26 protein-coding genes and 2 riboswitches are annotated in these 26870 nt (G+C 66.6%); of the genes, 13 read left to right on the top strand and 13 right to left on the bottom strand.

The features are described from left to right. Positions 1 to 117: 117 nt before the first annotated feature. Together H3H45_RS14705 and H3H45_RS14700 are read right to left on the bottom strand one after the other, a co-directional pair. Complete coding sequence (locus H3H45_RS14705) at positions 118 to 771, bottom strand: class I SAM-dependent methyltransferase (protein WP_182834484.1); 654 nt, start codon at positions 769 to 771, stop codon at positions 118 to 120. Further along, a complete protein-coding gene (locus H3H45_RS14700; RefSeq protein WP_182834483.1) occupies positions 768 to 1229 on the bottom strand; it encodes a YbaY family lipoprotein in 462 nt (153 codons plus the stop codon). The genes H3H45_RS14705 and H3H45_RS14700 overlap by 4 nt, the downstream gene beginning before the upstream one ends. A 147-nt stretch (positions 1230 to 1376) precedes the next feature. On the opposite strand from H3H45_RS14700, the gene nrdR reads away from it, so the two are divergent. From nrdR to H3H45_RS14635, 13 genes are all read left to right on the top strand, one after another. Next, positions 1377 to 1841: a transcriptional regulator NrdR gene (gene nrdR, locus H3H45_RS14695; RefSeq protein WP_160488971.1), complete on the top strand. Its 465-nt coding sequence runs from the start codon at positions 1377 to 1379 to the stop codon at positions 1839 to 1841. Continuing rightward, positions 1838 to 2962: a bifunctional diaminohydroxyphosphoribosylaminopyrimidine deaminase/5-amino-6-(5-phosphoribosylamino)uracil reductase RibD gene (gene ribD, locus H3H45_RS14690; RefSeq protein WP_182834482.1), complete on the top strand. Its 1125-nt coding sequence runs from the start codon at positions 1838 to 1840 to the stop codon at positions 2960 to 2962. Before nrdR ends, ribD begins: the two co-directional genes overlap by 4 nt. A 49-nt stretch (positions 2963 to 3011) precedes the next feature. Then, a riboswitch (FMN riboswitch) is annotated at positions 3012 to 3168 on the top strand. A gap of 160 nt (positions 3169 to 3328) precedes the next feature. Next, entirely contained in the window at positions 3329 to 3991 is a 663-nt protein-coding gene (locus H3H45_RS14685; RefSeq protein WP_182834481.1) for a riboflavin synthase, read from the top strand. Positions 3992 to 4003: 12 nt separating this feature from the next. After that, positions 4004 to 5098, top strand: a complete 1095-nt coding sequence (gene ribBA, locus H3H45_RS14680) for a bifunctional 3,4-dihydroxy-2-butanone-4-phosphate synthase/GTP cyclohydrolase II (RefSeq protein WP_182834480.1) — start codon at positions 4004 to 4006, stop codon at positions 5096 to 5098. 88 nt (positions 5099 to 5186) lie between these two features. Then, on the top strand, positions 5187 to 5663 hold the full coding sequence (gene ribH, locus H3H45_RS14675; RefSeq protein WP_182834479.1) for a 6,7-dimethyl-8-ribityllumazine synthase: 477 nt from the start codon (positions 5187 to 5189) through the stop codon (positions 5661 to 5663). Next, positions 5660 to 6145 (top strand): transcription antitermination factor NusB, encoded by a 486-nt coding sequence (gene nusB, locus H3H45_RS14670; protein WP_182834478.1) that lies wholly within the window; start codon positions 5660 to 5662, stop codon positions 6143 to 6145. The genes ribH and nusB overlap by 4 nt, the downstream gene beginning before the upstream one ends. Positions 6146 to 6160: 15 nt before the next feature. Further along, complete coding sequence (thiL, locus tag H3H45_RS14665) at positions 6161 to 7126, top strand: thiamine-phosphate kinase (RefSeq protein WP_182834477.1); 966 nt, start codon at positions 6161 to 6163, stop codon at positions 7124 to 7126. Beyond that, positions 7119 to 7610: a phosphatidylglycerophosphatase A family protein gene (locus tag H3H45_RS14660; protein WP_328822363.1), complete on the top strand. Its 492-nt coding sequence runs from the start codon at positions 7119 to 7121 to the stop codon at positions 7608 to 7610. The genes thiL and H3H45_RS14660 overlap by 8 nt, the downstream gene beginning before the upstream one ends. An 8-nt stretch (positions 7611 to 7618) precedes the next feature. Next, complete coding sequence (locus H3H45_RS14655; protein ID WP_182834476.1) at positions 7619 to 8377, top strand: substrate-binding periplasmic protein; 759 nt, start codon at positions 7619 to 7621, stop codon at positions 8375 to 8377. After that, complete coding sequence (locus H3H45_RS14650; RefSeq protein WP_182834475.1) at positions 8364 to 9014, top strand: retropepsin-like aspartic protease family protein; 651 nt, start codon at positions 8364 to 8366, stop codon at positions 9012 to 9014. Before H3H45_RS14655 ends, H3H45_RS14650 begins: the two co-directional genes overlap by 14 nt. Before the next feature lie 197 nt (positions 9015 to 9211). Next, on the top strand, positions 9212 to 9823 hold the full coding sequence (gene ribA, locus H3H45_RS14645) for a GTP cyclohydrolase II (protein WP_182834474.1): 612 nt from the start codon (positions 9212 to 9214) through the stop codon (positions 9821 to 9823). Then, a complete protein-coding gene (locus H3H45_RS14640; protein WP_182834473.1) occupies positions 9820 to 10239 on the top strand; it encodes an MFS transporter in 420 nt (139 codons plus the stop codon). The genes ribA and H3H45_RS14640 overlap by 4 nt, the downstream gene beginning before the upstream one ends. Then, complete coding sequence (locus H3H45_RS14635) at positions 10239 to 11036, top strand: cobalamin-binding protein (protein ID WP_182834472.1); 798 nt, start codon at positions 10239 to 10241, stop codon at positions 11034 to 11036. Before H3H45_RS14640 ends, H3H45_RS14635 begins: the two co-directional genes overlap by 1 nt. A gap of 96 nt (positions 11037 to 11132) precedes the next feature. Here H3H45_RS14635 and H3H45_RS14630 read toward each other — a convergent pair whose 3' ends face one another. The 11 genes from H3H45_RS14630 to parC form a co-directional block, all read right to left on the bottom strand. Beyond that, positions 11133 to 13010, bottom strand: a complete 1878-nt coding sequence (locus H3H45_RS14630) for a TonB-dependent receptor domain-containing protein (RefSeq protein ID WP_182834471.1) — start codon at positions 13008 to 13010, stop codon at positions 11133 to 11135. A gap of 92 nt (positions 13011 to 13102) precedes the next feature. Then, a riboswitch (cobalamin riboswitch) is annotated at positions 13103 to 13332 on the bottom strand. Between the two features lie 66 nt (positions 13333 to 13398). Then, positions 13399 to 15300, bottom strand: a complete 1902-nt coding sequence (dxs, locus tag H3H45_RS14625; RefSeq protein ID WP_182834470.1) for a 1-deoxy-D-xylulose-5-phosphate synthase — start codon at positions 15298 to 15300, stop codon at positions 13399 to 13401. 148 nt (positions 15301 to 15448) lie between these two features. After that, positions 15449 to 18724, bottom strand: a complete 3276-nt coding sequence (locus H3H45_RS14620) for an acetyl-CoA carboxylase family protein (RefSeq protein ID WP_182834469.1) — start codon at positions 18722 to 18724, stop codon at positions 15449 to 15451. Positions 18725 to 18847: 123 nt separating this feature from the next. Next, on the bottom strand, positions 18848 to 19735 hold the full coding sequence (locus tag H3H45_RS14615; protein ID WP_182834468.1) for a polyprenyl synthetase family protein: 888 nt from the start codon (positions 19733 to 19735) through the stop codon (positions 18848 to 18850). Then, the gene (locus H3H45_RS14610) at positions 19732 to 19974 is read right to left on the bottom strand and encodes an exodeoxyribonuclease VII small subunit (protein ID WP_182834467.1); all 243 of its coding nucleotides are present in this window, start codon (positions 19972 to 19974) and stop codon (positions 19732 to 19734) included. The genes H3H45_RS14615 and H3H45_RS14610 overlap by 4 nt, the downstream gene beginning before the upstream one ends. A 78-nt stretch (positions 19975 to 20052) precedes the next feature. Beyond that, positions 20053 to 20754, bottom strand: coding sequence for a PqiC family protein (locus H3H45_RS14605; protein WP_182834466.1), 702 nt, complete (start codon positions 20752 to 20754; stop codon positions 20053 to 20055). A 114-nt stretch (positions 20755 to 20868) separates the two neighbouring features. Continuing rightward, positions 20869 to 21486 carry a PqiC family protein gene (locus tag H3H45_RS14600; protein WP_182834465.1) on the bottom strand — a complete coding sequence of 206 codons (618 nt, stop codon included), beginning with the start codon at positions 21484 to 21486 and terminating at the stop codon, positions 20869 to 20871. Beyond that, on the bottom strand, positions 21483 to 22433 hold the full coding sequence (locus H3H45_RS14595) for an MlaD family protein (RefSeq protein WP_182834464.1): 951 nt from the start codon (positions 22431 to 22433) through the stop codon (positions 21483 to 21485). The genes H3H45_RS14600 and H3H45_RS14595 overlap by 4 nt, the downstream gene beginning before the upstream one ends. Then, the gene (locus tag H3H45_RS14590; RefSeq protein WP_182834463.1) at positions 22430 to 23200 is read right to left on the bottom strand and encodes an ABC transporter ATP-binding protein; all 771 of its coding nucleotides are present in this window, start codon (positions 23198 to 23200) and stop codon (positions 22430 to 22432) included. Before H3H45_RS14590 ends, H3H45_RS14595 begins: the two co-directional genes overlap by 4 nt. 144 nt (positions 23201 to 23344) lie before the next feature. After that, positions 23345 to 24469: an ABC transporter permease gene (locus H3H45_RS14585; RefSeq protein ID WP_182834462.1), complete on the bottom strand. Its 1125-nt coding sequence runs from the start codon at positions 24467 to 24469 to the stop codon at positions 23345 to 23347. A gap of 132 nt (positions 24470 to 24601) precedes the next feature. Beyond that, positions 24602 to 26863, bottom strand: a complete 2262-nt coding sequence (gene parC, locus H3H45_RS14580; protein WP_182834461.1) for a DNA topoisomerase IV subunit A — start codon at positions 26861 to 26863, stop codon at positions 24602 to 24604. Positions 26864 to 26870: the final 7 nt, after the last annotated feature.

Genomic DNA, 26870 nt, shown 5'->3' with positions numbered 1-26870 from the left:
AGTAGCCCGGATTGCGTCCGAGCTACGGACTGCTCTTGTAGGAGCCAGCTTGCTGGCGATGCTCTTGTGCTGCCGCGGATCGCCAGCAAGCTGGCTCCTACGCCGTCACCGTCGCCGTCAGCGCTGGGCGTGGTACAGGCTGACATGGCGAAACTCCGCCGGCTCGGCCAGGTCCGGCCAGGTGCAGGCTTCCAGCATGCCCAGGCGCTGGTACAGCGGGTGCTGGAAGTCCTTGACCCGCGAATCGGCGACCAGCGCCTCGCGGCCACGGCTGAGGAAATGGTCGAGCAGCGGCAGGTTGGCGCGGTCGTAAAGCACGTCGGCGACGATGATCAGGTCGAAGCGGTCGGCCTCGGCGAAGAAGTCCAGCGAGTAGCTCAACTCCACCCCGTTCAGCTCGGCATTGGCCCGGCAGGATTCGATGGCCAGCGGATCGAGGTCGCAGGCCACCACTTCCAGGGCACCGGCCTTGGCGGCGGCGATGGCGGCCACGCCGGAGCCGGCGCCGAAGTCCAGCACGCGCTTGCCGCGTACCCACTCGGGTTGTTCGGCCAGCCAGCGCGCCAGCACCAGGCCGCTGGCCCAGCAGAAGCTCCAGTAGGGCGGCTCCTCGAGGATCAGCCGGGTTTCTTCCGGGCTGAAGCAGCGATCCATGTTCGCCGCATCGATCAGCCACAGCTTGAGGTCGGTGCCGGGCAGGGTTTCCGCCACCAGGCGCGCATCACCGAGCAGCTGCTGCAGGGCGTCCTGCAGGACGTGCGGTGCTTTCATGGCGCGCTGACCAGTGGCAGTTCGCCGAGGCTTTGACTCTGCGCCTGGCTGATGCGCTGCGGCGGCAGGCGCAGGACCAGGCGTCCGGACTGGCTGATGCGGGCGCGCAGTTCGACCCGCGCACCGTTGGGGAAGTACGCCGGGTTGAACGGCAGGCGGAACGGCAGCAGCTGGCCGTTGCCCGTCAGGGTCAGGCTGGCCAGTAGCTGCTGCGGGCGGTCGCGCTCGTCGATCACCAGCAGGGCCATCTCCACGTCGCTGCCAGCTGGTGGTGTGCGCAGGCTGCCGCGCAGCTCGCGCATATGGCTGGGCAGCGGCGCCTCGACGACGACGGCCGGCTTGGCCACGGCGACTGGTGCTGGCGCCGGCGCGACGGGTTGCGTGGGTTTTTCCGGCGCACTGGCGCAGGCGGCCAGGAGCAGGGTACTGAACAGGGGAAGCAGCAAGCGTATCGACATGGCGAACCTGGGCGGCAAGGCATTTATACAGGCAAGACTAGCGCGGGATGCGCTGGGGCGGGCGCCTGTATACCGCAAAGGCGCTGGCTTGTCTTGGCAAAGGGATGCGCTACCATGAGCCACCTTTTCATAGGGCCGTTTCCCGCCATGCATTGCCCCTTCTGCGCTGCCAACGACACCAAGGTCATCGACTCCCGCCTGGTCGCCGAGGGCGAACAGGTGCGCCGCCGCCGCGAATGCCTGGCCTGCGGCGAGCGTTTCACCACCTTCGAAACCGCCGAGCTGGTGATGCCGCGCCTGATCAAGCAGGACGGCAGCCGCCAGCCGTTCGACGAGGACAAACTGCGCGCCGGCATGCAGCGTGCGCTGGAGAAGCGCCCGGTCAGCGTCGAGCGCCTGGAAGAGGCGATCGCCCATATCAAGCAGAAGCTGCGCGCCACCGGCGAACGCGAGATCAAGTCGCTGGTGCTCGGCGAGCTGGTGATGACCGAGCTGCAGAAGCTCGATGAAGTTGCCTATATCCGCTTCGCCTCGGTCTACCGGCGTTTTCAGGACCTCAACGAATTCCGCGAGGAAATCGATCGCCTGGCCCGTGAGCCAGCGAAACCATGAGCGTCACCGCGAACGACCAGCAGTTCATGGCCCGCGCGCTGGAGCTGGCGCGCAAGGGGCTGTATTCCACTCATCCCAATCCCCGCGTCGGCTGCGTCATCGTGCGTGACGGGCAGATCGTCGGCGAAGGCTGGCACGCCCGCGCCGGTGAGCCGCATGCCGAAGTGCATGCCCTGCGCCAGGCCGGCGCGCGGGCGCAAGGTGCCACCGCCTACGTCACCCTGGAACCCTGCAGCCACCACGGGCGCACGCCGCCCTGCGCCGATGCGCTGGTCGCGGCTGGTGTCGCCCGCGTGGTGGCAGCCATGCAGGACCCTAATCCGGAGGTGTCCGGCAAGGGCCTGCTGCGCCTGATGCACGCCGGCATCGCCGTGCACAGCGGCGTGCTGGAGGCCGAGGCGCGGGTGCTCAACGCCGGTTTTATCAAGCGCTTGGAACAGGGCCTGCCGTTCGTGCGGGTCAAGCTGGCGATGAGCCTGGACGGGCGCACGGCCATGGCCAGCGGTGAAAGCCAGTGGATCACCGGGCCGGAAGCACGCTCGGCGGTGCAGCGCCTGCGCGCGCGGGCCAGCGCCATCCTCACTGGTGCCGACACCGTACTCACCGACCAGGCGCGTCTGACCGTGCGGCCTGATGAGCTGGGCCTGGGCGCAGAACTGGCGGCCCTGGCGGTGACCCGTCCGCCGCTGCGCGTATTGGTCGACGGGCGCCTGCGCGTGCCGCTGTCGGCGCCGTTCTATCAGACCGGCCCAGCACTGGTCGCCACCTGCGCCGCTGCGGCAGCGCGTGATCGCTTCCTCAGCGATGGCCACGAACTGCTCGCCGTGCCGGGCAGCAATGGCCATGTCGACCTGCGCAAACTGCTGATGGAGCTGGCCAGCCGTGGCGCCAACGAAGTGCTGGTCGAGGCCGGACCGCGCCTGGCCGGGGCGTTTGCCCGCGCCGGGCTGGTCGACGAGTACCAGCTGTTCGTCGCGCCGAAGTTTCTTGGCTCCAGCGCGCGACCCTTGCTGGATTGGCCGCTGGCGCGCATGGCCGAGGCCCAGGAGTTGGAGATCCGCGAGATCCGTGCGGTGGGCACCGACTGGCGGATCATCGCGGTGCCCAAGCGCCCCGCGTAGAAGCGCGGCGGGCTTTTGTGGTAAAACGTCCCGCGCAGCCCAAGGGCTGCAACGTTCTCAGGGCGGGGTGTAATTCCCCACCGGCGGTAATGACACGTTAGGTGTCTAGCCCGCGAGCGCTTGTCTGTCCTGCTGGGGCGGCAAGGTCAGCAGACCCGGTGTGATTCCGGGGCCGACGGTATAGTCCGGATAAAGAGAGAGCGGGATTCCCTTCCGGGGCGCCGTACGTCTGCGCCCGCGAAAATCCCTATCGATCCCATCGCCCTGTTTGTCTTGCGAACAGGAGTGCGTAGTGATGTCTTATGTTTTTCGTGCTGTCCGCCGCCCTGTGTGCGGTGGTTGTGCGCTGCCAATAGGGGAGGTCTGATGTTTACCGGAATCATCGAAGCGATCGGCACCATTCGTGCGCTGAGCCCCAAGGGCGGCGACGTGCGCGTGTATGTCGAGACCGGCAAGCTGGACCTGGCGGATGTGAAGCTGGGCGACAGCATCGCGGTGAACGGCATCTGCCTGACCGCCGTGGAGCTGCCCGGCAATGGCTTCTGGGCCGACGTCAGCCGCGAGACCCTGGCGCGCAGCGCCTTTATCGACTTGAAAGCGGGGAGTAGGGTCAACCTGGAAAAGGCCCTGACACCGACCAGCCGCCTGGGCGGTCACCTGGTCAGCGGCCATGTCGATGGTGTCGGTGAAATCGTCTCCCGCGAGGAGAACGCCCGTGCCATCCAGTTCCGCATCCGCGCGCCGCGCGAGCTGGCCAAGTACATCGCGCTGAAAGGCTCGATCACCGTCGATGGCACCAGCCTGACGGTAAACGCCGTGAATGGCGCCGAATTCGAGCTGACCATCGTGCCGCATACCCTGGTCGAGACCATCATGGCCGACTACCGCCCCGGGCGGCAGGTCAACCTCGAGGTCGACCTGCTGGCGCGCTATCTGGAGCGCCTGCTGCTCGGCGACAAGGCTGCCGAACCGGCCGCTTCCGGCATCAGCGAAAGCTTTCTGGCCGAACACGGCTACCTGAACAAGTAAGGAATAGCCCCCATGGCTCTGAATACCGCAGAAGAACTGATCGAAGACATCCGCGCCGGCAAGATGGTCATCCTCATGGATGACGAGGATCGCGAGAACGAAGGCGACATCATCATCGCCTCCGAATGCGTCACCGCCGAGCACATCAACTTCATGGCCCGCTTCGCCCGCGGCCTGATCTGCATGCCGATGAGCCGCGAACGCTGCGAGCTGCTCAAGCTGCCGCTGATGGCGCCGCGCAACGGTTCCGGCTTCGGCACCAAGTTCACCGTGTCCATCGAAGCTGCCGAGGGCGTGACCACCGGCATTTCCGCCGCCGACCGCGCGCGTACCGTGCAGGCCGCCGTGGCCAAGGGTGCGGTGGCCGACGATATCGTCAGCCCCGGCCATATCTTCCCGCTGATGGCCCAGCCTGGCGGCGTGCTGGCTCGTGCCGGGCACACAGAGGCAGCCTGCGACCTGGCGCGCATGGCCGGTTTCGAGCCGAGCGGGGTGATCTGCGAGATCATGAACGACGACGGCACCATGGCCCGTCGCCCGGAGCTGGAAGTGTTCGCCGCCGAGCACGGCTTGAAGATCGGCACCATCGCCGACCTGATCCACTACCGCCTGATCCACGAGCGCACCGTGCAGCGCGTCAGCGAGCAGAAGATCGACAGCGAGCTGGGCCAGTTCAACCTGGTCAGCTACCGCGATGCCCTGGATGACAGCGTGCACATGGCCCTGACCCTGGGCAGCATCTGCGCAGAGACGCCGACCCTGGTACGGGTGCACAACGCCGATCCGCTGCGCGACCTGTTCATGGTCAAGCAGGCCGGGCGCTGGAGTCTGCGTGCGGCCATGGCCGAAGTGGCCAAGTCCGGCAGCGGCGTGGTGCTGCTGCTGGGCAATCCGATCAACGGTCCGGAGCTGCTCGCTCAGCTCGAACGCAGCCAGGGTGCGGAAAGCAAGTCGGCCAGCCCGACGACCTACAGCACCGTCGGCGCCGGCTCGCAGATCCTGCGTGACCTCGGTGTGCGCAAGATGCGCCTGCTCAGCTCGCCGATGAAGTTCAACGCGATATCCGGCTTCGACCTGGAAGTAGTAGAATACGTGCCCGCTGAATAAGCCGGTCTGTCGATCGGCTGTTCATATTCTATGTTTACAGTGCGCTGCCAATGGCGCACTGGCTCTTTAACGCCATACGAGACTCGCCATGACCCTGAAGACCATCGAAGGTACCTTCATCGCCCCCAAGGGCAAGTACGCCCTGGTAGTGGGCCGCTTCAACAGCTTCGTCGTCGAAAGCCTGGTCAGTGGCGCAGTTGATGCCCTGGTGCGCCACGGTGTGAGCGAAAGCGACATCACCATCATTCGCGCCCCGGGTGCCTTCGAAATTCCCCTGGTCACCCAGAAAGTCGCCCAGCGTGGCGAATACGCGGCCATCATCGCCCTCGGCGCGGTGATCCGTGGCGGCACCCCGCACTTCGAATACGTTGCTGGTGAATGCACCAAGGGTCTGGCTCAGGTCTCCATGGAATACGGCGTGCCGGTGTCCTTCGGCGTGCTGACCGTCGACTCCATCGAACAAGCCATCGAGCGTTCCGGCACCAAGGCCGGCAACAAGGGCGCCGAAGCTGCCCTGTCCGCTCTGGAAATGGTTAGCCTGCTGGCGCAGCTGGAGGCCAAGTGAGTCTTAACCACGACGACAGCCAGGACGCTCCGCAGCCCAAGGCCAAGGGCAAGATCGCGACCCGCCGTGTGGCCCGCAGCCTGGGTATGCAGGCTCTGTATCAGTGGCACATGGCCGGCCAGTCGCTGAACGAGATCGAAGCGCAGTTCCGCGTCGACAACGACTTCAGCGGCGTCGACGGCGGCTACTTTCACGAGATCCTCATCGGCGTGGCCACCCAGAAGACCGAGATCGACGAGGCCATCGCGCCTTGCCTGGATCGCCCGCTGGACGAGCTGGACCCGGTCGAACTGGCTATCCTGCGCCTGTCCACTTGGGAGCTGCGCAACCGCGTCGACGTACCCTATCGCGTGGTGATCAACGAAGGCATCGAGCTGGCCAAGGTGTTTGGCGCCACTGACGGACACAAGTTCGTCAACGGCGTACTGGACAAGCTGGCGCCGAGCCTGCGTGCCGCCGAAGTCAGCGCCCACAAGCGCTGATCGGGCGGTAGCCGGGTGGGTGAGTTCGAGCTAATCTGCCGCTTCTTCGCCGCCGCGCCCTGTGCGCAGGCGGCCGAAGGAGTCGCCCTGGGCATCGGCGACGACTGTGCCCTGCTGCAACTGCCAGCCGGCGAACAGCTGGCGGTGTCCACCGACACCCTGGTCGCTGGCGTGCATTTCCCCGCTTCCCCCGATCCCTTCCTGCTCGGCCAGCGTGCGCTGGCAGTGGCGGCCAGCGACCTGGCAGCCATGGGCGCTATGCCTCTGGGCTTTACCCTGGCCATCACCTTGCCGCAGGCGGACGAAGCCTGGCTGCAGGCGTTTGCCCGTGGTCTGTCGCAGATGGCGCAAGGCTGTCGCCTGGCCCTGGTCGGCGGCGATACCACCCGTGGTCCACTGAGCCTGACCGTCACGGTGTTCGGCCGGCTGCCGGTCGGCCAGGCGCTGACCCGCAGCGGTGCCCGTCCCGGCGACCTGCTCTGCGTCGGTGGCGCACTGGGCGATGCGGCGGGTGCCTTGCCGCTGGTGCTGGATCAGCGCCAAGAGCTTGGGGAACAGGCTGGCTATCTGCTGCAGCGCTACTGGGCGCCGCAGCCGCAACTGGCGCTCGGCCTGCTGCTGCGCGGCAAGGCCACGGCGGCGCTGGATATCTCCGACGGCCTGCTGGCGGACTGCGGGCATATCGCCGCCGCCTCCGGCCTGGCCCTGCATATCGAACTGGCTCGCGTGCCGTTGTCGCCGGCCCTGCAGGTCATCGCCGGGACGGCCGCACGCGATTGCGCGCTGGCCGGTGGCGACGACTATGTATTGGCGTTTACTCTGCCGCCCGAGCACCTGGCTGCCGTGCAGGCGGCCTGGCCGGCGACCGTGGTGATCGGCCGGGCAGTGGCCGGTACCGGGGTGGCGCTGCTGGATGACAGCGGCGCCGTGATCCAACCGCCACGGGCGGGCTATCAACATTTCGGGAGTTCGGGTGACTGATTCGGTTCGTGTGGCGCCGCAGGTGTGGCGCAATCCCTGGCATTTTCTGGCCTTCGGTTTCGGCTCCGGGCTGATGCCCAAGGCGCCGGGCACCTGGGGCTCGCTGGTGGCCATTCCGTTCATTCCGCTGTGGCAGATGCTGCCGGACTGGGGCTACTGGCTGATGCTCGGCATCACCATGCTGTTCGGTTTCTGGCTGTGCGGCCGGGTCGCCACGGATATGAAGGTGCATGACCATGAAGGCATCGTCTGGGATGAAATGGTCGGCATGTGGATCACCCTGTGGCTGGTGCCTGAAGGTTGGCACTGGATCCTGCTAGGCTTCCTGGTATTCCGCTTCTTCGACATCCTCAAGCCGTGGCCGATCCGCTGGATCGATCGTCATGTGCACGGCGGAGTAGGCATCATGCTGGATGACGTGCTGGCCGGCGTATTTGCCTGGCTGAGCATGCAGTTGATTGTCTGGGGCGTCGCCTGGCTCTAGGAGTAGGTATGCGCGGTTACTGGCTGGGCTTTGTGCTGTTGTTTTTCGGCCTGTCGACCGTGCAGGCCGAAGAGAGCGAGCTGACCGAGATTCGGCTGGTCAGTGAACACTGGACCGGGCATACCAATCCTGATGGCAGTGGCCTGGCCTGGGATATCCTGCGCCAGGTGTTCGAGCCAGCCGGGGTCCGGATGAATTTCCAGATCGTGCCCTATACCCGCTCCATCGGCCTGGTGCAGCGCGGCGAGGCGGATGCCTGGCTCGGCTCGTACCGTGACGAGGTGACCGAGCGCATTTTCTACCCGCGCTGGCATTACGATTCCGATCAGATCAGCGCCCTGGGCCTGGCCAGCCAGCCGCTGCCAACCCTGCAGACGCTCGGCAGCTACCGTCTGGCCTGGATGCGCGGTTATGACTATCAGAACTATCTGCCAGGGCTCGGCAAGTTCCAGGAAGTCGAGCGGCGCAGCGGCATCCTGCACATGCTCGAGCGTGGCCATGCCGACTTCTATATCGACGCCCTGACCGAAGTCGAAGATGTCATACGCACGGCTGCGCAGCCGGAACGCTTCCGCATAACCGAACTGACGCGCTTGCCGCTGTATCCCGGCTTTGCCGATACTGCGCGCGGTAAGGCGCTGGCGCAGATCTACGACCGGCGTATGGCCGAGCTGGTGCAGAGCGATGCCCTGCGTCCGTTGTTCCAGCACTGGCAACAGCCGTACCCCTTCGACAAGGACATGGAGAAACCCGATGCGTCGCCTTGAGTTACTGACTGCCAGCCTGTTGCTGGTGGTGAGCGCCGTGTTGCATGCCGAGACCCAGGTGCAGGTGGTCGGCCTGTTTCCCAATGCCGCCGTGCTGGTCGTCGATGGCCAGCGCAAGCTGGTCAAGGCCGGCCAGACCGGCCCTGGCGGGGTGAAAGTGTTGAGTGCCGACAGCAAAGGCGCGGTCTTGCTGGTGGATGGCGTGCAGCGTAACTTCAACCTGACGCGCGAGTACAACCAGGCCGGCAGTGCCGGGCCGCAGACTGAGCAGCTCAGCATTACCCGGGGGATTGGCAACCACTTCTGGGTGGCGGGTTCGCTTAACAGCTATCCGGTGCAGTTCCTCGTCGATACCGGCGCGACCTCGGTGGCAATGAACGAGGGGCAGGCTCGCCGTCTGGGCATCGACTATCGCGTAGTCGGCCGGCCGATGGTGGCCAGCACGGCGGGCGGCAATGTACGCGGTTGGCGGATCAAACTCGACCGGGTCAAGGTTGGCAGCATTGAAGTGCTGGGTGTCGAGGGTGTGGTACTGGAAGGCGACGCGCCGACCGAAGTGCTGCTCGGCATGAGCTTCCTCAGTCGCGTGCGCTGGCGCGAAGAGAATGGCGTGCTGCTGCTGGAATCGAAGATCTAGCGGCGCGCTCTGCTCGGCAGCCCGGCCGCGCAACAGCTTCGCGAGCAGAGCTCGCTCCTAAAGTGCTTGCTTGCCGGCGCGCAGGGGCGATCGATCGAATGGCTCGATCCTTATCCCGCACAATTCACGCTGCCTGCCCGGCGGGTGCTGCTGGTACAATGCCGGCCTTTCTGCCGAACACTCAACAGGAGCACCCGGTGTCCGTTGTCTTCGTCGCCGCCTCCCAGCTGCCCACGCCTTTCGCGACTTTCACCATGCACGGTTTTCTCGATGAGGAGACCGGCAAGGAGCACGTCGCCCTGACCCTCGGCCAGGTGAACGATGGCGCTCCCGTGCTCGGTCGCCTGCACTCCGAGTGCCTGACCGGCGATGCCCTGTTCAGCCAGCGCTGCGACTGCGGCGCCCAGCTCGAAGCGGCTTTGCGCGCCATCGCCAAAGAGGGCCGTGGCGTGCTCCTGTATCTGCGCCAGGAAGGCCGCGGTATCGGCCTGCTGAACAAGATTCGCGCCTATGAACTGCAGGATGGCGGGGCCGATACGGTCGAGGCCAACGAGCGCCTGGGCTTCGCCGCCGACCAGCGTGACTATTCGATCTGCCAGCCGATGCTCGATCACCTGGGTATCAGCGCGATCAAGCTGATGACCAACAACCCGCGCAAGGTCAAAGCCCTGGAAGGCTTCGGCGTGCGTGTGGCCGAGCGTCATCCGCTGGAGATCGGCCTCAACGTGCACAACCGCAAGTACCTGACGACCAAGGCTGGCAAGCTCGGCCATATGCTCGGCTTGCAGCATCAGGAAGAGGCCGAGTGACGCGCGCCGAAGTGCGCCGCCGTCTGGCCAGCGAATGGTGGCGCCAGCTCGCCCTGACGCTGGCGCCGTTGCTGGTCCTCGGCTTCTTCTTCGGTGGTCAGCCTCCGGTGCTGGCGCTGCTGGAAATGCCGCTGTTCATTGCCGCGATGATTTCGCTGTTCATCACCTTGCCGCTGTTTTCCGCCTACAAGCGCGCGCTGATCGCCACCCAGCAGGCGCTGGATAGCGCCGATGAGCCGGCTGCCTGGGTCGAGCTGGCGCGTCGTCGCCGCCTGGCCTTTCTCGCTGCCGGTCTGCCGGCCTGGATCGCCGCTGCGGCGCAGTTCACCGGTTTGCATGCAGTAGCGCTGTTCCTCCTCGCCCTGAGCAGCGTGGTGCTGCTCTGCCTGTACCGCATTCCTCGCCAGCTGGCCTGATGCGACTGCTGCTTGGCGCCTGCCTGCTCGCCTGTGCCTTGCCGCTGGCGGCGGTGGAGCGGGTAGTCAGCCTGGCGCCGTCGATGACCGAGATCATGCTCGAGCTGCAGGCGTCAGACTTGCTGGTCGGTGTGCTGGATGCCGGCGAGCGCCCGCCGGCCCTGGTTGGTCTGCCTTCGCTGGGGCGCTACCAACAGGTGGAGCTGGAAACCCTGCTCAGCCTCAAGCCCGACCTGATTCTGCTCTGGCCGGACAGCGTGACGCCCAGTCAGCGTGAACAACTGCGTCGCACCGGCATTCCCCTGCATATCGGCGAGCCGCATGACTTGCAGGAACTGGCCGAGCAGTTCGCCGCAGTCGGCGCGCGCATCGGCCGCGAGCGCCAGGGTCGCGAGCTGGCCGCGCGGTTCCAGACCGGCCTGCAACGCCTGCGCCAGACCTATCGCCGCGAGCCGCCGTTGCCGGTGTTCTACCAGGTCTGGCACCAGCCGCTGTATACCGTCGGCGGCGGCCAGATCATCAGCGATGCCCTGCGCCTGTGCGGCGCCGAGAATGTCTTCGCCGAGCTGCCGCTGGCCGCGCCGCAGGTCAGCGTCGAGGCTGTGTTGCAGCGCGATCCGGCGGTAATTCTCGCCGGCAGTGTGGCCGAACTGCAGACCTGGCAGGCCTGGCCGCAGCTTAGGGCGACCCGTCGCCAGCAGCTCTGGGCGGTGCCGGACAAGGGGCTGGAACGGCCCAGCTTCCAGATGCTGGCAGCTACCGAGAAACTCTGCCAGTTGCTGGCCCTGGCGCGGTAGGGCGGGTGAGCCCGCGAGATTGACTGCGCGGGTTGCTGGCCCTACGACAGACAAACAAAAGGCCCCGGTTGGGGCCTTTTGCGTTGTGCCGGGTGTTTACAGCTGCGGCGTCCAGACGAAGCCGAGCAGGGCGCTGCGGCCTTCCTGGCTGTAGCTGTAGCGCTCACCCGCGTGCTCGTACAGCGAGCGGCTGTAATCCTTGTCCAGCAAGTTATCCAGCTTGGCTTCCAGCTTCAGCTCGGGGCTGACCTGCCAGCTGCTGCGCAGGGCCAGCAGGCCGTAGCCAGCTAGTTGGTACTGATTGTCCGGGTCGTCGTAGCTGCTGCTCACGGCCTGCCAGCTGGTGCCGATGGCGACATCGCCGAAGCTGCGATCCAGATCCAGGCTCAGGGTGCGCCGCGCGCGGCGGTTGAGGGTGTGGCCGCTGTCACGATCGCGCGGGTCGACGAAGGCCACGCCCAGTTGCCCCTGCCAGCCGAACAGTTCCTGCTGCAGCGCGGCCTCGAAGCCATGGATGCGCGCCTTGGCGATGTTCTGCGGGATGAAGTCCTGGTCGCTGGCGATCGCGTCTTCGATGTCGGTGCGGTAGACCGAGGCCTCCAGGTGGGTACTGGCGGCCAACTGGCTGCGCCACTGCAGCTCGACACTCTTGGAGTGTTCCGGCTGAAGGTTCGGGTTGCTGTAGTCCGGGTAGTACAGGTCGTTGAAGGTCGGTGCGCGGAAACCTTCACTGTAGGAGGCGATCAGGTCGTTGCGCTCGTCGAGCGGCAGGGTCAGGGCGCCGCTCCAGGTGTTTTCGCTGCCGAACTGCTCGTTCTTGTCGTGGCGCAGGCCCAGTTCGGTGGAGAAATGCTCGCCGTCGTAGCGGTGCTGGATGAAGGCGGCCTGGTTCCAGCGCTGTTGCTCGGCGAAGGCGGTGTTGCTGTTGAGCTGGTCTTCGTACCAGTCGGCACCGAGCATCAGGCTGTGGCTGTCGCTGAGGCTCAGGGTGTTCAGCCAGTTGACCGAGTCGCGGTAGGTGTTGAACACGCCGCGCTCGGTGCTGAGCTTGTCCAGGCTTTCTTCGCGGTTCTCGCTGTGGCCGACTTCCAGGCGGCTGTTCCAGCTGTCGTTGAGCTGGGCGTCGAGGTAGCTGGAGACGCTGCTGACGGTGAAGTCGCTGTACGGGTCCTGTTCCACCGATTCGAAGGTGGTCATGTCGAAGCGGCCAAAGGGGTTGTCGAACTCGGTACGGCCGCGCTGGTCGAGGATGCTGATGCCGGCTTCCAGCTTGTCGCTGAAACTGTGGCTGAGGCTCAGGCTGAAGGCCTTGTTGCGGTAGGCGTCATGATCCTGATCGGCTTCGTAGGACGTGCCGGTGCGGTCGAAGCCATTGGTTTCGTCGAGGCTGCCGGCCAGGCTGAAACGCGTGGCCTCGTCGCCACCGGAAATGCCGGCGCTGCGCTGCCAGGTACCCCGGCTGCCATAGCCCACGCGCACGAATGGCTTGAACCCTTCGCCGCTGCTGCGGCGGGTGAATATCTGCACGACGCCGCCGATGGCATCAGCGCCGTACATGGCCGAGCGCGGCCCGCGCAATACTTCGATGCGCTCGATCTGCTCGATATTGAGGTGTTGCAGGTTGCTGTCGCCGGAGCTGGCCGAGCCGATGCGCATGCCGTCTACCAGCACCAGGCTCTGCGCCGACTTGGTGCCGCGGATATACAGGCTGGCCAGGCTGCCACTGCCGTTCTGCGTTACCTGCACGCCGGGCACGCGCTGGAGCAGCTCGGTCACCGAGGACGGTTGCAGGCGCTCGATATCGGCGCGGGTGAACACCGTGCTGGCGGCGCTGCTGGCGCTGCGTTGCTGCACGTCGCGGTTGGCGCTGATCAGGGTTTCCGACAGCTTCAGCGCGGCCTCCTGGTCTTCGCTGGCGAAGGCCGTGGAAGCGGGCAGCAGGGCAATGGCAAGAGCCAGGCGGGACAGTTTCATCAATGGATCCTCAAAGAGTCGGCAGACTTTTGAGGAGGGCAGGGACAAGCGCCACGACAAGCCGACGCTTGACGGTGATGCCCTCCGCAACACCAGTCGAATCCGTCGAGGCCGGTCTCCGGGCTTGCCACTGAAAGCGAACTTTCCCTGTCGATCGCCTTCCCGGGGAATCTCCCAGTGGCACGTCGATCGACATGGCAGCGCGAGGCTGCGGTGGCTTACCGTTGCGGGGGCAGCGCCGGAATGGCTCGTGACGAGCGCACCGGCTTCCCGTTTAACGCCGGTCGATCACGACGGGCGCACCTTGGCGGAAGTAAAACGCCGCGCACCTTAGTGCGCGGCTGGATGAATTACAAGCGAGTTAGACTGTGCTCTGGATGAGCGGCATTCATGTGGGCAGTTGCGCCAGGCGCTGGCGCACGGCCGCTTCGATGCCGGCTTCGTCCAGGCCGCATTCGGCAAGCATCTGCGCCGGCTTGGCGTGCTCGACGTAGCTGTCCGGCAGGCCCAGGTGCAGTACGGGCTTGAGCAGGCCTTGCTGGGCGAGGAACTCGCTGACCGCGCTGCCTGCGCCACCCATGATGACGTTCTCCTCGATGGTCACCAGCAGCTCGTGGCTGGCCGTCAGCTCGCGCACCAGGGCTTCGTCCAGCGGTTTGACGAAGCGCATGTCGACCACCGTGGCGTCCAGCGTCTCGCCGACCTTGAGGGCTTCGGCCAGTTGTACGCCGAATACCAGCAGGGCGGTTTTCTGGCCACGACGACGTACCAGGCCCTTGCCGATTTCCAGGCTTTCCAGCGCCGGATCGATGGGCGTGTTCGGCCCGCTGCCGCGCGGGTAACGCACCGCCGCCGGACCATCGAAGTGGTAGCCGGTGGTGAGCATCTGGCGCAGTTCGTTCTCGTCACTCGGTGTCATCACCAGCATGCCGGGGATACAGCGCAGGTAGGAGATATCGAAGCTGCCGGCGTGGGTCGGACCGTCTTCGCCGACCAGACCGGCGCGGTCGATGGCGAACAGCACGTCGAGGTGCTGCACGGCCACGTCATGGATCAGCTGGTCGTAGGCGCGCTGGAGGAAGGTCGAGTAGATCGCCACCACCGGCTTGGCGCCGTCGCAGGCCATGCCGGCGGCCAGGGTCACCGCGTGCTGCTCGGCGATGGCCACGTCGAAGTAGCGCTCGGGGAATTTATCGGCGAAGGCCACCAGGTCGGAGCCTTCCTTCATCGCCGGGGTGATGCCGACCAGGCGCGGGTCGGCTGCAGCCATGTCGCATAGCCACTGGCCGAACACGGCGGAGTACTTGGGGCCGGAGACTTTCTTCGGCTCTTCGCTGGCGGCGGTCTTGATCGGCTCCAGCTTGGTGATCGCGTGGTAGCCGATCGGGTCGGCCTCGGCCGGGGCGAAACCTTTGCCCTTCTTGGTCACCACATGGAGGAACTGCGGGCCCTCCAGGTCGCGCATGTTGCGCAGGGTGGCGAGCAGGGTCGGCAGGTCGTGGCCGTCGATGGGGCCGACGTAGTTCCAGCCCAGTTCCTCGAACAGGGTACCGGGCACCAGCATGCCCTTGGCATGCTCTTCGACCTTGCGCGCGATCTCCCAGGCGCCGGGCAGGCGCGAGAGGATCTTCTTGCTGCCTTCGCGCATGCTCGAATAGGTACGGCTGGAGATGATCTTGGCCAGGTAGTTGGACAGGCCGCCGACGTTCTTCGAGATCGACATGTCGTTGTCGTTGAGCACCACCAGCATATTGGCTTTCACATCGGACGCATGGTTCAACGCCTCGAAAGCCATGCCGGCGGTCAGTGCGCCATCGCCGATCACCGCCACGGCCTTGCGCCTGCTGTTCTGCAGCTTGGCCGCAATGGCCATACCCAGCGCCGCGCTGATGCTGGTGCTGGAGTGGCCGACGCCGAAGGTGTCGTACTCGCTCTCGCTGCGCCGCGGGAAGGCGGCCAGGCCGTCCTTCTGGCGCAGGCTGCCCATGCGCTCGCGGCGGCCGGTGAGGATCTTGTGCGGGTAGGCCTGGTGGCCGACGTCCCACACCAGACGGTCGTCCGGGGTGTCGAAGATGTAGTGCAGGGCGATGGTCAGTTCGATCACGCCGAGGCCGGCGCCGAAGTGCCCGCCGGTCTGGCCCACGCTGTACAGCAGGTACTGGCGCAGCTCGTCGGCGAGGGTTTCCAGCTCGCTCTCGGCCAGGCGGCGCAAGCCGACCGGCGTCTCGGCGCGGTCGAGCAGGGGCGTGGCGGGGCGCTCGCGGGGGATCTCGTGGAAAGTCGTGGGCATCAGGCTGATCGTTATAGGCGTACAAAAGATGCGGCAGTTTACCCGATGCGCCGGGAACTGCCCAAACAAGGTTCGCTCAGCGCAATCGGTAGCCCGGATGCACGCCAGGGAATGTTGTCCGCGGCTGCCCGGATTGCCTCCTGGCCAGCTACCAGGTGTCGACGAAGGGCCGTTTCTTGCCGCTGCGCGGCGCCGGGCGCGCTGCGCTATTGAGCCCGCGCAGCAGCCAGGCGCGGGTTTCCAGCGGGTCGATCACCGCGTCGATCTCGAGAAAACTGGCCATGTTCAGGCCCTTGCCGTTCTCGTACGCCTTGGCCACCAGTTTGTCGAACAGCGCCTGCTTCGCCGTTGCATCCGGCTGGGCTGCCAGCTCCTTGGCGAAGCCCAGGCGTACCGCGCCCTCCAGGCCCATGGCGCCGAATTCGCCACTGGGCCAGGCGATGGTGAACAGTGGCGAGTGGAAACTGCCGGCGGCCATGGCCTGGGCGCCGAGGCCGTAGCCCTTGCGCAGCACCACGGTGAAGAACGGCACGCTGAGGCTGGCGGCGGCGACGAACATGCGCGACACGTGGCGCACCGTGGCCTGTTTCTCCGCTTCCGGGCCGACCATGAAGCCGGGGGTGTCGCACAGCGAGAGCATGGGGATATCGAAGGCGTCGCACAGCTGCATGAAGCGCGCGGCCTTGTCGCCGGCCAGTGCATCGATGGCGCCGCCCAGATGGCTCGGGTTGTTGGCGATCAGGCCGAACGGCTTGCCTTCGAGGCGGATAAAGGCGGTGATCAGACCCGGGGCGAACTGGCGGCGCAGCTCCAGCACGCTGCCCGTATCGGCCAGGGTGGCGATCACCCGGCGGATGTCGTAGACGCGCAGGCGGTTTTCCGGAATCAGGTGACGCAGCTCGCGCTGGTCGGCGCACTGCCAGTCGGCAACATCGCCCTGGAAGTACGCCAGGTACTGCTTGGCCACGCGCACCGCTTCGGCCTCATCCTCGACCAGCACGTCGATCACCCCGTTCGGCCCTTGCACGCTGACCGGGCCGACCTGTTCCGGGGTGAAAGTGCCCAGGCCGCCGCCTTCGATCATCGCCGGGCCGGCCATGCCGAGGGTGGCGTCCCTGGCGGCGATGATCACGTCGCAGCAGCCGAGCAGCGCGGCGTTACCGGCGAAGCAGCGCCCGGAAACGATACCCACGGTCGGCACCAGGCCCGATAGCCTGGCCAGGCCGATAAAGGTGTGGCAATCCAGCCCTGCCACGCCGACGAAGTCGGTATCGCCCGGCCGGCCGCCACCGCCTTCGGCAAACAGCACCAGCGGCAGGCGCTGCTGCTCCGCCAGGCCGAGCATGCGGTCGGTCTTCTTGTGGTTGATCACCCCCTGGGTGCCGGCGAACACCGTGTAGTCGTAGGCGATCGCCATGCAGCGGGCGGCGTGATGGCCGAACTCCTCGGCGTTGACCGTGCCGATGCCGGCGACCAGACCATCGGCCGGGCTCAGCTCCATCAGCTCTTCGGCGGAACGGCGGCGGCGCTGGGCGGCCAGGGCCATGGCGCCGTATTCGATGAAGCTGCCTGTATCCAGCAGGTCGGCGAGGTTTTCCCGAGTGGTGCGCTGGCCGGTCTTGCGCCGCTTGGCTACGGTGGCGGGGCGGCGGGCGTCGGTCAGGCGTGCATGGCGCTCCAGCACTTCGGCGAGGTCGGCGCGGATATGCGCCAGGTCCAGGCTCTGCTCGTCCTGCAGGCCACTGCCATCGACCTCGGCGGGTTCGATGAACAGCAGTGCCTGGCCTTCGCCGAGGGCGTCGCCAGGTTGCGCGGCGAGGGCACGGACGATGCCGCTGTGGCTGGCCGTGACCACGAACTCCATCTTCATCGCTTCGAGTACGGCGATGGCCTGGCCGGCAGCCACGGCATCGCCCACGGCCACATCCAGGCTGACCAGCACGCCGGTGTTGTGGGTGCTCAGCGCCAGGGTGCCGGGCGGGGTGTCGACGCTGCGCTGCACCTGGTTGGCGGTTGCGGCGCTGGCTGCGAAATAGTGGTGCGGATGGGCCACGTTCTGGGCACCGAGCAGCTCGGCAAGGTAGCTTTCGACGAAGCGGGTGGTGACCCGGTTGGCCTGGACTTCTTCGCGTTGCAGCAGGTTCTGCAGCAGGTGCAGGTTGCTCGCTACACCCTCCAGGCGAAACTCGCAGAGGGCGCGATAGGCCCGGCGTAGTGCGGCCGGGTAGTCCACGCCGTGGGCGATCAGCTTGGCCAGCAGCGAGTCGTAGCTGGGGCTGACCGGGTAGCCGGCGTAGCCGTAGCCATCCACGCGCAGGCCGGGGCCACTGGGCGGCTGGTAGGCGCTGAGGGTGCCGCTGGCCGGGCGGGTGCTGCCGTCGGCGTGCAGGGTCTCCAGGTTGATCCGCAGCTGCACGGCGTAGCCGTTGAGCCGCGGCGGTTGCAACAGGCCGAGCTCGGCCAGGGACTGACCGGCGACCAGCTTGAGCTGGGTATGCAGCAGGTCGACGCCGGTGACCTGCTCGGTGACGGTGTGCTCAACCTGCACCCGCGGGTTGGCTTCCATGAAATAGAACTGCCCGGGGCGGCTCTCGTCGAGCAGGAACTCGAAAGTACCGATGCCCTGGTAGCGCACCTCGCTGGCCAGTTGCAGGGCGGCGGCGATGATCGCCTCGCGGACGCCGGTGTCGAGGCCGGGGCTGGGAGCAGTCTCGATGAGTTTCTGGTTGCGCCGCTGCAGGCTACAGTCGCGCTCCCACAGGTGGCTGACCGCGCCTGTGCCATCGCCGAGTACCTGCACCTCGATATGCCGGGCGCTGTGCACCAGTTGCTCGACGTACAACGCGGCGTTGCCGAACGCCGCCTGGGCTTCCGACTGGCAGCGTGCGTAGGCTTCGGCCAGCTCGCTCTCGGCCAGCACCGCACGCATGCCACGGCCTCCACCGCCGGCCAGGGCCTTGAGCATCACCGCGCCGTGTGCGGCGAGGAAGGCGCGCGCCTCGTCCAGGCTCACGGCACGGTTGAGGCCGCTGACCAGAGGCACCGCGCAACGCTCGGCCAGGGCGCGGGCGGCGGCCTTGTCGCCGAACAGTTCGAGTACCTCTGGCGCCGGGCCGATAAAGCGGATATCCGCCGCCGCACAGCGGCGGGCGAACTCGGCGTTCTCGGCGAGGAAGCCGTAGCCGGGGTGGATGGCGTCGCAACCCTGTTCGCCGGCGATGGCGATCAGCTGATCCATGTCCAGGTAGGCCGGCACGCCTCGGCCCTTGAGCAGCACGGCGAGGTCGGCCTGGCGGCAGTGCAGGCTGGCGCTGTCGTCTTCGGCGTACACCGCGACTGCGCGGATATCCAGGTCGGCGCAGGCGCGGGCAATGCGGATGGCGATCTCGCCACGGTTGGCGATCAGCAGGCTGCTAAAGGGCATGGTGGCTCCAGATTTTTATTCTGCAGCCATCTTAGGCGCTCTGTCGCCGGGGTAAACCAAGCCCTAGTGGGCGTAAGTGCGGGTATTGATCGGGGTGATGATCGCCGCATCCGGGCTACGCGTTTAGTTGCGCCGCTCGACGATGTAACGGGCCAGTTCGCGCAGCGGTTCGGCGCTGCTGCCGAACGGGCGCAGGGCATGCAGGGCCTGGTCGCGCAGTTCCAGGGCATAGGCCTTGGCGGCATCGAGGCCGAGCAGGGCCGGATAGGTCGGCTTGTGGTTGGCCTCGTCCTTGCCCTGGGTCTTGCCCAGGGTGGCGGTATCGCTTTCCACGTCGAGGATGTCGTCCTGTACCTGGAAGGCCAGGCCGATGGCGCGGGCGTAACTCTGCAGCGAGCGCAGCGCGGCGTCATCGGCCAGGCCGCTGGCCAGGGCGCCAAGCTGAACGCTGGCCTCGATCAGGGCGCCGGTCTTGTGCCGGTGCATGACTTCCAGGGCCGCCTGGTCGAGTCGCTGGCCGACCGAGCCGAGGTCGATGGCCTGTCCGCCGACCATCCCGGCCGGGCCGGCGGCGCGCGCCAGGCCGAGGACCATGGACAGGCGCAGGTTGGCGTCCGTCGGGTTGTGTCGCGGATCGGCGAGGGCTTCGAAGGCCAGGCTTTGCAGGCCGTCGCCGGCGAGAATCGCGCAGGCTTCGTCGAAGGCGATGTGGGTGGTGGGCTGGCCGCGGCGCAGCTCATCGTCGTCCATCGCCGGCAGGTCGTCGTGCACCAGCGAGTAGGCGTGGATCAGTTCCACCGCACAGGCGGCACCATCGGCGCGGTCGAGATCGCCATTCAAGGCTTCGCAGGCTGCATACACCAACAGCGGGCGGACCCGCTTGCCGCCGTTGACCACGCTGTAACGCATGGCCTGGTAGAGCCGTGCCAGTTCACTGCGCGGGGCATCGAAGAGACTTTCCAGGGCCGCGTCGACGCGGGTCTGGCAGCGCTGCTGGTAGATTGCGATCATGCTTGGTCGTCCGCGTCGAAGGGGGCTTCCTCCAATTGGCCGTCGCGTTCCAGGAGGATCTGTACCTTCTGCTCGGCCTGGGCCAGGGCGGCTTGGCAGTCGCGAGTCAAACCGATGCCTTGTTCAAAGGCGGTCAGCGAGTCTTCCAGCGACAGTTCGCCACCTTCCAGGCGCTCGACCAGCTGCTGCAGGTCGGCGAGGGATTGTTCGAAGTCGACGGTAGCTTTCTTGCGGGCCATGGCTAACGCTCTCGTGGGCTCTATAACGGGCGCGACACTAGCAAAGGCAGAGCCGCACAGCTCGGGTGAATCAGTGGCTCAGAAACGCAACACTTCGCTGTTGTTGCGGGCCGGGCCGACCATGGGGATTTTCGGCTGCTGCTTGGGTTTGACCGGCGTTTGCGGCGAAGGTGCCGGTTTGCTTTCCGCCGTCGGCTGGTTGCGCAGTGGCTCGATGGCGACGGCCAGTTGCTCGACCAGCTGTTGCAGCAGCAGGCTCTGCGCCCGTACCTGCTCGGCCGGGCTGCCGGTATGGGCCTGCTCCAGGCGCAGCAGGCGGCTGTCACGCAATTGGCCGCTGCGGTCGAGCAGGCGCCACTGGGCTTCCAGCACGGCTGGGTGCAGCGGGCCGGAGTCCAGGCGGCTGATGCTCAGCAGCACCTGTACGTCAGGGTTGAAACCGGGATTGCTCGGGGCCAGCACCAGGCGCTGGCTGTCCAGCCGGGCGGCCAGTTGGCGCAGCAGGACCTGGTCGATGTCGGCGGCCAGGCTGCCGGCCCAGCGCGCATCCTCGGCGGGCACCAGGCTGCCGTCGGCCTGGCGCTGGAGGAAGGCTTCGCGCTGCAGGTAGTCGGCGATCGACACCGGCCCGAGCAGCACGGCCAGGCCCTGGGTCTGTTGCGGTACGGCGGGGTTGCCGCCATCCAGCTGGTACAGCGGGATCGGTTTATGCGCCGTACAGCCGGCCAGGCCGAGCAGGCCGGTCAGCAGGAGAACAAAGGGGAGGCGCAACACGGTCATCATTTCACCCTGGGGGCCGCGGGTAGCGGCCGGCAGTCATACGCGAACGGGCAGGGGTTTGCCTGCGGCCGCGTATCATCCGTCAAAGCGCCGCCGGACTCCAGCCTGCGCTGCTCAGCGGGCCGCTGCAGCGGGATTGTCGAGCGGCGCTGCCGGCAGGGTGCGCACGGCCCTGGCCAGTTGCTGGCCTAGCTGTTCGACCAGTTGGCCCTGTGCAGCCACCTGGCCGTCCAGGCTGCCATCGTGGGCCTGCTGCAGGTGCAGCAGATCACTGGCGCGCTGCTCGCCGCGGGCATCCAGCAGGCGCCAGCGAGCTTCCAGCACCGCCGGCTGCTGCGGCCCGGAATCGAGGCGGCTGATATGCAGGATGATCTGCGCTTGGGCCGGGAAGCCGATGCGATCCGGGTACAGCGCCAGACGGCTGCTGTGCAGGTCGCTGGCCAGAGTTGCCAGCAGCAGCTGACCGATATCGTTCTGCAGGCTGCCGGCCCAGCGGCCGCTGGCGCTGATGTCGAGGCGCTGAAGGCTGTGGCGCTGCATCAGGCTTTCCCGTTGCAGATAGTCGGCCAGCTGTAGCGGGCCGAGCAGCACGGCCGGGCCGTCGGCACTCGGTGTGGGTGGCGTGGCGCTGCCTTGCAGCTGATAGAACTGCTGGGGTGGCGCGCTGCTGCAGGCGCCGAGCAGCAGGAAGGCCAAAGGCAGGAAGGCGACGTGCAGTAGACGTTGGCTCATGGCTGGGGTTTCCCGAAGATCAGCGATTGCGGTTGCTGTTCCAGCGTCTCGGCGGTGCGTTGCAGGGCCTTGCTGGCCCGGCTGAGCTCCTGCAGGGTGTTGCCGAGTTCGTATTGCAGGGTCGATTGCGGGCCGATGCTCTGCCGGCCATCGACCAGCAGGCCGTTGGCCTGTTCCAGAGTCTGCCGGGTGCTGGTAGCGGCCTGGCGGATTTCCACCAGGGTGGCGTTGAGTTCGCCGCTGCTGCGCTGTGCCGAGTCGAGCAGGCCGGGCAGTTGCTGCTCCAGGCGCTGGCTCAGGCGGTCGAGGTTGGCCAGGGTGGCGGCCAGGCTGCTCAGGCCCTGGTGCAGGTCGTCTGAAGTGCTCAGCTTTTCGATCGCCTGCAGGGTGCGGTTGGCCGACTCGATCAGCTCGCCCAGCGGTACTTCGCTCAAGCTGCTGGCCAGGTCCTGCAACAGGGTGGCGGCCTGGTCGATGCGCGAGGGCACGCTGGGGATGCTGGGCAGGTCGACGTCGCTGGGGCTGAACACGTAGCCGGCCTGCTCGGGGAACATGTCCAGCGCAACGATGGCCTTGCCGGTCAGCAGGCTGGGAGTCTGCAGCTGGGCGCGCAGGCCGCGCTTGATCAGCTGCTCGACCACCTGGTCGAAACCGCGCTGGCTGGCGGCTTTCTTCGGGTCGATCTGCAGGATCACCGGCATCACCACGTCCTTGAGTTTGCGGTCATAGGACAGGCGGATCTCGCGCACGCTGCCGATCTTCACGCCGCGGTAGGTGACGTCGGCGCCGACATCCAGGCCATCGAGGGCGCCGGTGAAATACACCACGTACTCGTTGGGCTTGCTGAACCAGCTGTCCCGTGACAGCAGCAGGGCGCCGGCCACCAGCAGGACCAGGCCGCCGAGCAGGAAGCTGCCGATCAGAAAGGGCTTGCGTGTTTCGCTCATGCGTCCTCCGCCTTGAGGAATGTGCCGTTGCGACCGAGGAAGCGTTGTACTGCCTGCGGGCCGTTGGCCAGCAACTCGCGCGGGGCGCCGAGGGCGATCTGGGTGCCAGTCTGGCCGTCGAGGAACAGGCAGGTGTCAGCCACCGCGAAGATGCTCGGCAGTTCGTGGGTGACCAGCACGATACTGGAGCCGAGGCTGTCGCGCAGCTGCAGGATCAGTTCGTCGAGGGCTTTGGAGCTGATCGGGTCTAGGCCGGCCGAGGGTTCGTCGAAGAACAGTACCTGCGGGTCGAGGGCCAGGGCGCGGGCCAGCGCCGCGCGTTTGCGCATGCCGCCGGACAGCTCTGCCGGGTACAACTCGTCGCAGCCGCCGAGGCCGACCAGGTTGAGCTTGAGCGCGGCCAGCTCATCCAGCTCGGCGCGGCCGAGGTTGGGCCGGTAGGTTTCCAGTGGCAGGCAGATGTTCTCGCGCAGGGTCATCGAGCCCCACAGCGCGCTGTTCTGGTAGAGCACGCCGAAGTGCTGCAGCAGCTCGGCGCGGCGCGCCTCGTCCTGTGCCCAGAAATCCTCGCCGTGGAACAGCACGCGCCCGCCCAGCGGCGCCTGCAGACCGATCAGGTGACGCAGCACGGTGCTCTTGCCGCAGCCGCTGCCGCCCATGATGACGAACACTTCGCCGGGCTGGATGCTGAAGTTGAGGTCGTGCTGGATCACCCGCGTGCCATAGCCGGCGTCCAGCTGTTCCACGATCAGCACGGCATCATTCATGAGAGATCCTGCCTATGGGCTTCTGGATTAGTGCCAGACAAGGAAAAAAGGGCCGAGGCAGCGGAGTTTACGAGCTGTAAATGAGCATGCCGAGGCCCTTTTTGACGCAGTGTGGCCGACAGACAGGAGTTCATAGGCGGGATCTCAAATCCCCAGCTGCGTGCAGATCAGCGTGATCAAGGCATCGCTGACCACCAGGGCGACGATGATGCTGACCACCGCACGGGTGGTGGCCTGGCCCACGGCCTGGGCGTTGCGTCCGCTGGCCAGGCCGTAATGACAGCCGATCAGGCCGATCAGCACGGCGAACACCAGGCTCTTGAAGATGCCGAGCAGGAAGTCGGTGAGGCTGAGCATCTCCAGGCTCTGGTTGAGGTATTGGGTGGCGGAGATGTCGAACAGTCCGGCGCCGATGATGAAGCCGCCGAGGATGCCCAGGACGTCGGCGAATACGCAGAGCAGCGGCATGGCCACCAGCAGCGCCAGCAGGCGCGGCAGTACCAGGAAGTCCAGTGGCGGGAAACCGAAGGTCTTCAGCGCGTCGATCTCCTCGTTGGCCTGCATGCTGCCCAGCTCGGCGGCGTAGGCCGCACCTGTGCGCCCCGCCATGATCACCGCGGTCATCAGTGCGCCCATCTCGCGGGTCATGCCGATGGCCACCATGTTGGCGATATACAGCTGGGCGCCGAAGGCCTCCAGCTGAGCCGCACCGACGAAGGCGAGGATCAGCCCGACCAGGCTGGCGATCAAGGCGACTATCGGCAGGGCGCCGGGGCCGCACTGCTGCAGGGCCAGCCAGAAGTCGCCGGCACGCAGGCGCGAGCGGCCCTGCAGCAGGCGCAGCAGGGCCAGGCAGACTTCGCCGAGGAAGGTGCAGCTGTTGGTCAGGGTGGTCAGCAGGTCGAGGAAGCCCTGGCCCATGCGGGTCAGGGGATTGCGGCTAACGCTGGCTTGGTCGGCGGCCTTGATCGGGTGGGCGCTGCCCATCTGCAGCAGGCGTTCCACGCCATCGGGCAGCTCCAGCCAATGCAGGGTCAGCTGACGCTCCTCGGCCAGGCGCTGTATGCGCCGGAGCAGAGCCAGCAGGCTGCTGTCCCAGGCGCTGACCGCGACCCGCACGGGCAACTCATGGCTGTCACTGTGGTAGGCCTGGAACACTGCCTGCAGGTCCGGCTTGTGCGCGTGCAGGGTCCACTGGCCGCTGACGCACAAGTGCGTCTGGCCCTGCGGGTCTTCCTGCCAGCGCAGCTCGGCTGTGGCGGCGTCCATGTCTGTTCTCCCTTCGGGCCTGTTTACGACCTCGGAAAATCCCCTCTCCCACTTGTGGGAGAGGGAGCAAAGCGATCCGTACCTGCCCCTGCACGCCGTGTAGGCGTCAGCCAAAAGATCGCAAACAGGTTCTTAGGCGCTCGGCACCTCGACCAGCAGCGCATCGACCCGCTGGAAGCCCCGTGGCAGCTTGTTGCCACGCCGGCCGCGTTCGCCCTTGTAGTGCTCCAGATCGTCCGGCTTGAGCGACAGGGTACGCTTGCCGGCCTGCAATACCAGCGTGGCGCCGTTCGGCAGCACGGCCAGGTCGGTGAGGTATTCCTCGCGGCTGGCCACGCGCTCACCGGGGATGCCGATGATCTTGTTGCCCTTGCCTTTGCCCAGTTGCGGCAGGTCGGCGACCTTGAACAGCAGCAGACGGCCTTCGGTGGTCACCGCCGCCAGCCAGTCTTCCTCGCGGTTGGCCAGCGGCTTGGGCGGGACGACCAGCGCGCCGGTGGGCAGGGTCAGCAGGGTCTTGCCGGCCTTGTTCTTGGCCTGCAGGTCCTCGCCCTTGACCACGAAGCCATAGCCGGCGTCCGAGGCGATCACGTAGAGGGCGTTGTCATCCGGCAGCAGCACGCACTCGAAGGTCGCCCCCGGCGGCGGTTGCAGGCGGCCGGTGAGCGGTTCGCCCTGGCCGCGGGCGGAAGGCAGCGAGTGCGCCGGCAGCGAGTAGCTGCGCCCGGTGTTGTCGATAAACACGGCGAACTGGTTGGAGCGGCCCGGCGCGGCGGTCTTGAAGCCGTCGCCGGCCTTGTACGACAGGCCGGTGGCGTCGATGTCGTGGCCCTTGGCGCAGCGCACCCAGCCTTTTTCCGAGAGCACCACGGTGACCGGTTCGGTCGGCAGCAGCTCGGTTTCGCTGAGCGCCTTGGCTTCGGCGCGGGCAACGATTGGCGAGCGACGCTCGTCGCCGTACTTCTCGGCGTCGTCGAGGATTTCCTGGCGCACCAGCTTCTTCAGCTTGGCTTCGCTGCCGAGCAGGGCCAGCAGCTTGGCGCGCTCCTTGGCCAGCTCGTCCTGCTCGCCGCGGATCTTCATTTCCTCGAGACGCGCCAGCTGACGCAGGCGGGTGTCGAGGATGTAGTCGGCCTGGATCTCGGTGAGGCCGAAACGCTCCATCAGCACCGGCTTGGGCTGATCTTCGGTGCGGATGATGTGGATCACTTCATCCAGGTTGAGGAACGCGGTGAGCAAACCTTCCAACAGGTGCAGGCGCTTCTCGACCTTGTCCAGGCGGAACTGCAGGCGGCGGCGCACGGTGCCGACGCGGTATACCAGCCACTCGGTCAGCAGGGTGCGCAGGTCCTTGACCGACGGCTTGCCATCGAGGCCGATGACGTTGGTGTTGACCCGGTAGCTGGACTCCAGCTCGGTGGTGGCGAACAGGTGCTGCATCAGCTCGTCGGCATCCACGCGGTTGGAGCGCGGGATGATGACGATGCGGCAGGGGTGCTCATGGTCCGACTCGTCGCGCAGGTCGGCGACCATCGGCAGCTTCTTCGCCTGCATCTGCGCGGCGATCTGCTCCAGCACCTTGGCCCCGGAGACCTGGTGCGGCAGGGCGGTGACCACGATGTCGCCGTCCTCGACACGGTATACGGCGCGCATGCGCACCGAGCCCTTGCCGGTTTCGTAGATCTTCAGCAGGTCGCTGCGCGGGGTGATGACTTCCGCCTCGGTTGGGAAGTCCGGGCCGAGGATGTGCTCACAGAGCTGCTCGACCGTGGCGTTCGGCTCATCCAGCAGGCGTACGCAGGCGGCAGCGACTTCGCGCAGGTTGTGCGGCGGCACGTCGGTGGCCATGCCCACGGCGATGCCGGTGGTGCCGTTGAGCAGGATGTTGGGCAGACGCGCCGGCAGGGTCGCCGGCTCGTCGAGGGTGCCGTCGAAGTTCGGTACCCAGTCGACGGTGCCCTGGCCTAGCTCGCTGAGCAGCACTTCCGAATAGCGCGACAGGCGCGCCTCGGTGTAACGCATGGCGGCGAAGGACTTCGGATCGTCCGGCGCACCCCAGTTACCCTGGCCGTCGACCAGGGTGTAGCGGTAGCTGAACGGCTGGGCCATCAGCACCATGGCCTCGTAGCAGGCGCTGTCGCCGTGTGGGTGGAACTTACCGAGCACGTCACCGACGGTGCGCGCCGATTTCTTGTGCTTGGAGTCGGCGTCCAGGCCCAGTTCGCTCATGGCGTAGACGATGCGGCGCTGTACCGGCTTGAGGCCGTCGCCGATATGCGGCAGGGCGCGGTCCATGATCACGTACATGGAGTAGTTGAGATAAGCCTGCTCGGTGAAATCGGCGAGGGAACGTCGTTCCACGCCTTCCAGGCTCAAATCGAGGGAGTCGCTCATGCGTGCC

This window comes from Aquipseudomonas guryensis (genome assembly GCF_014164785.1).
Taxonomy (GTDB): domain Bacteria; phylum Pseudomonadota; class Gammaproteobacteria; order Pseudomonadales; family Pseudomonadaceae; genus Aquipseudomonas; species Aquipseudomonas guryensis.
Note: the sequence above shows the minus strand (reverse complement) of the source record. Positions and strands in the feature narration are given on the sequence as shown.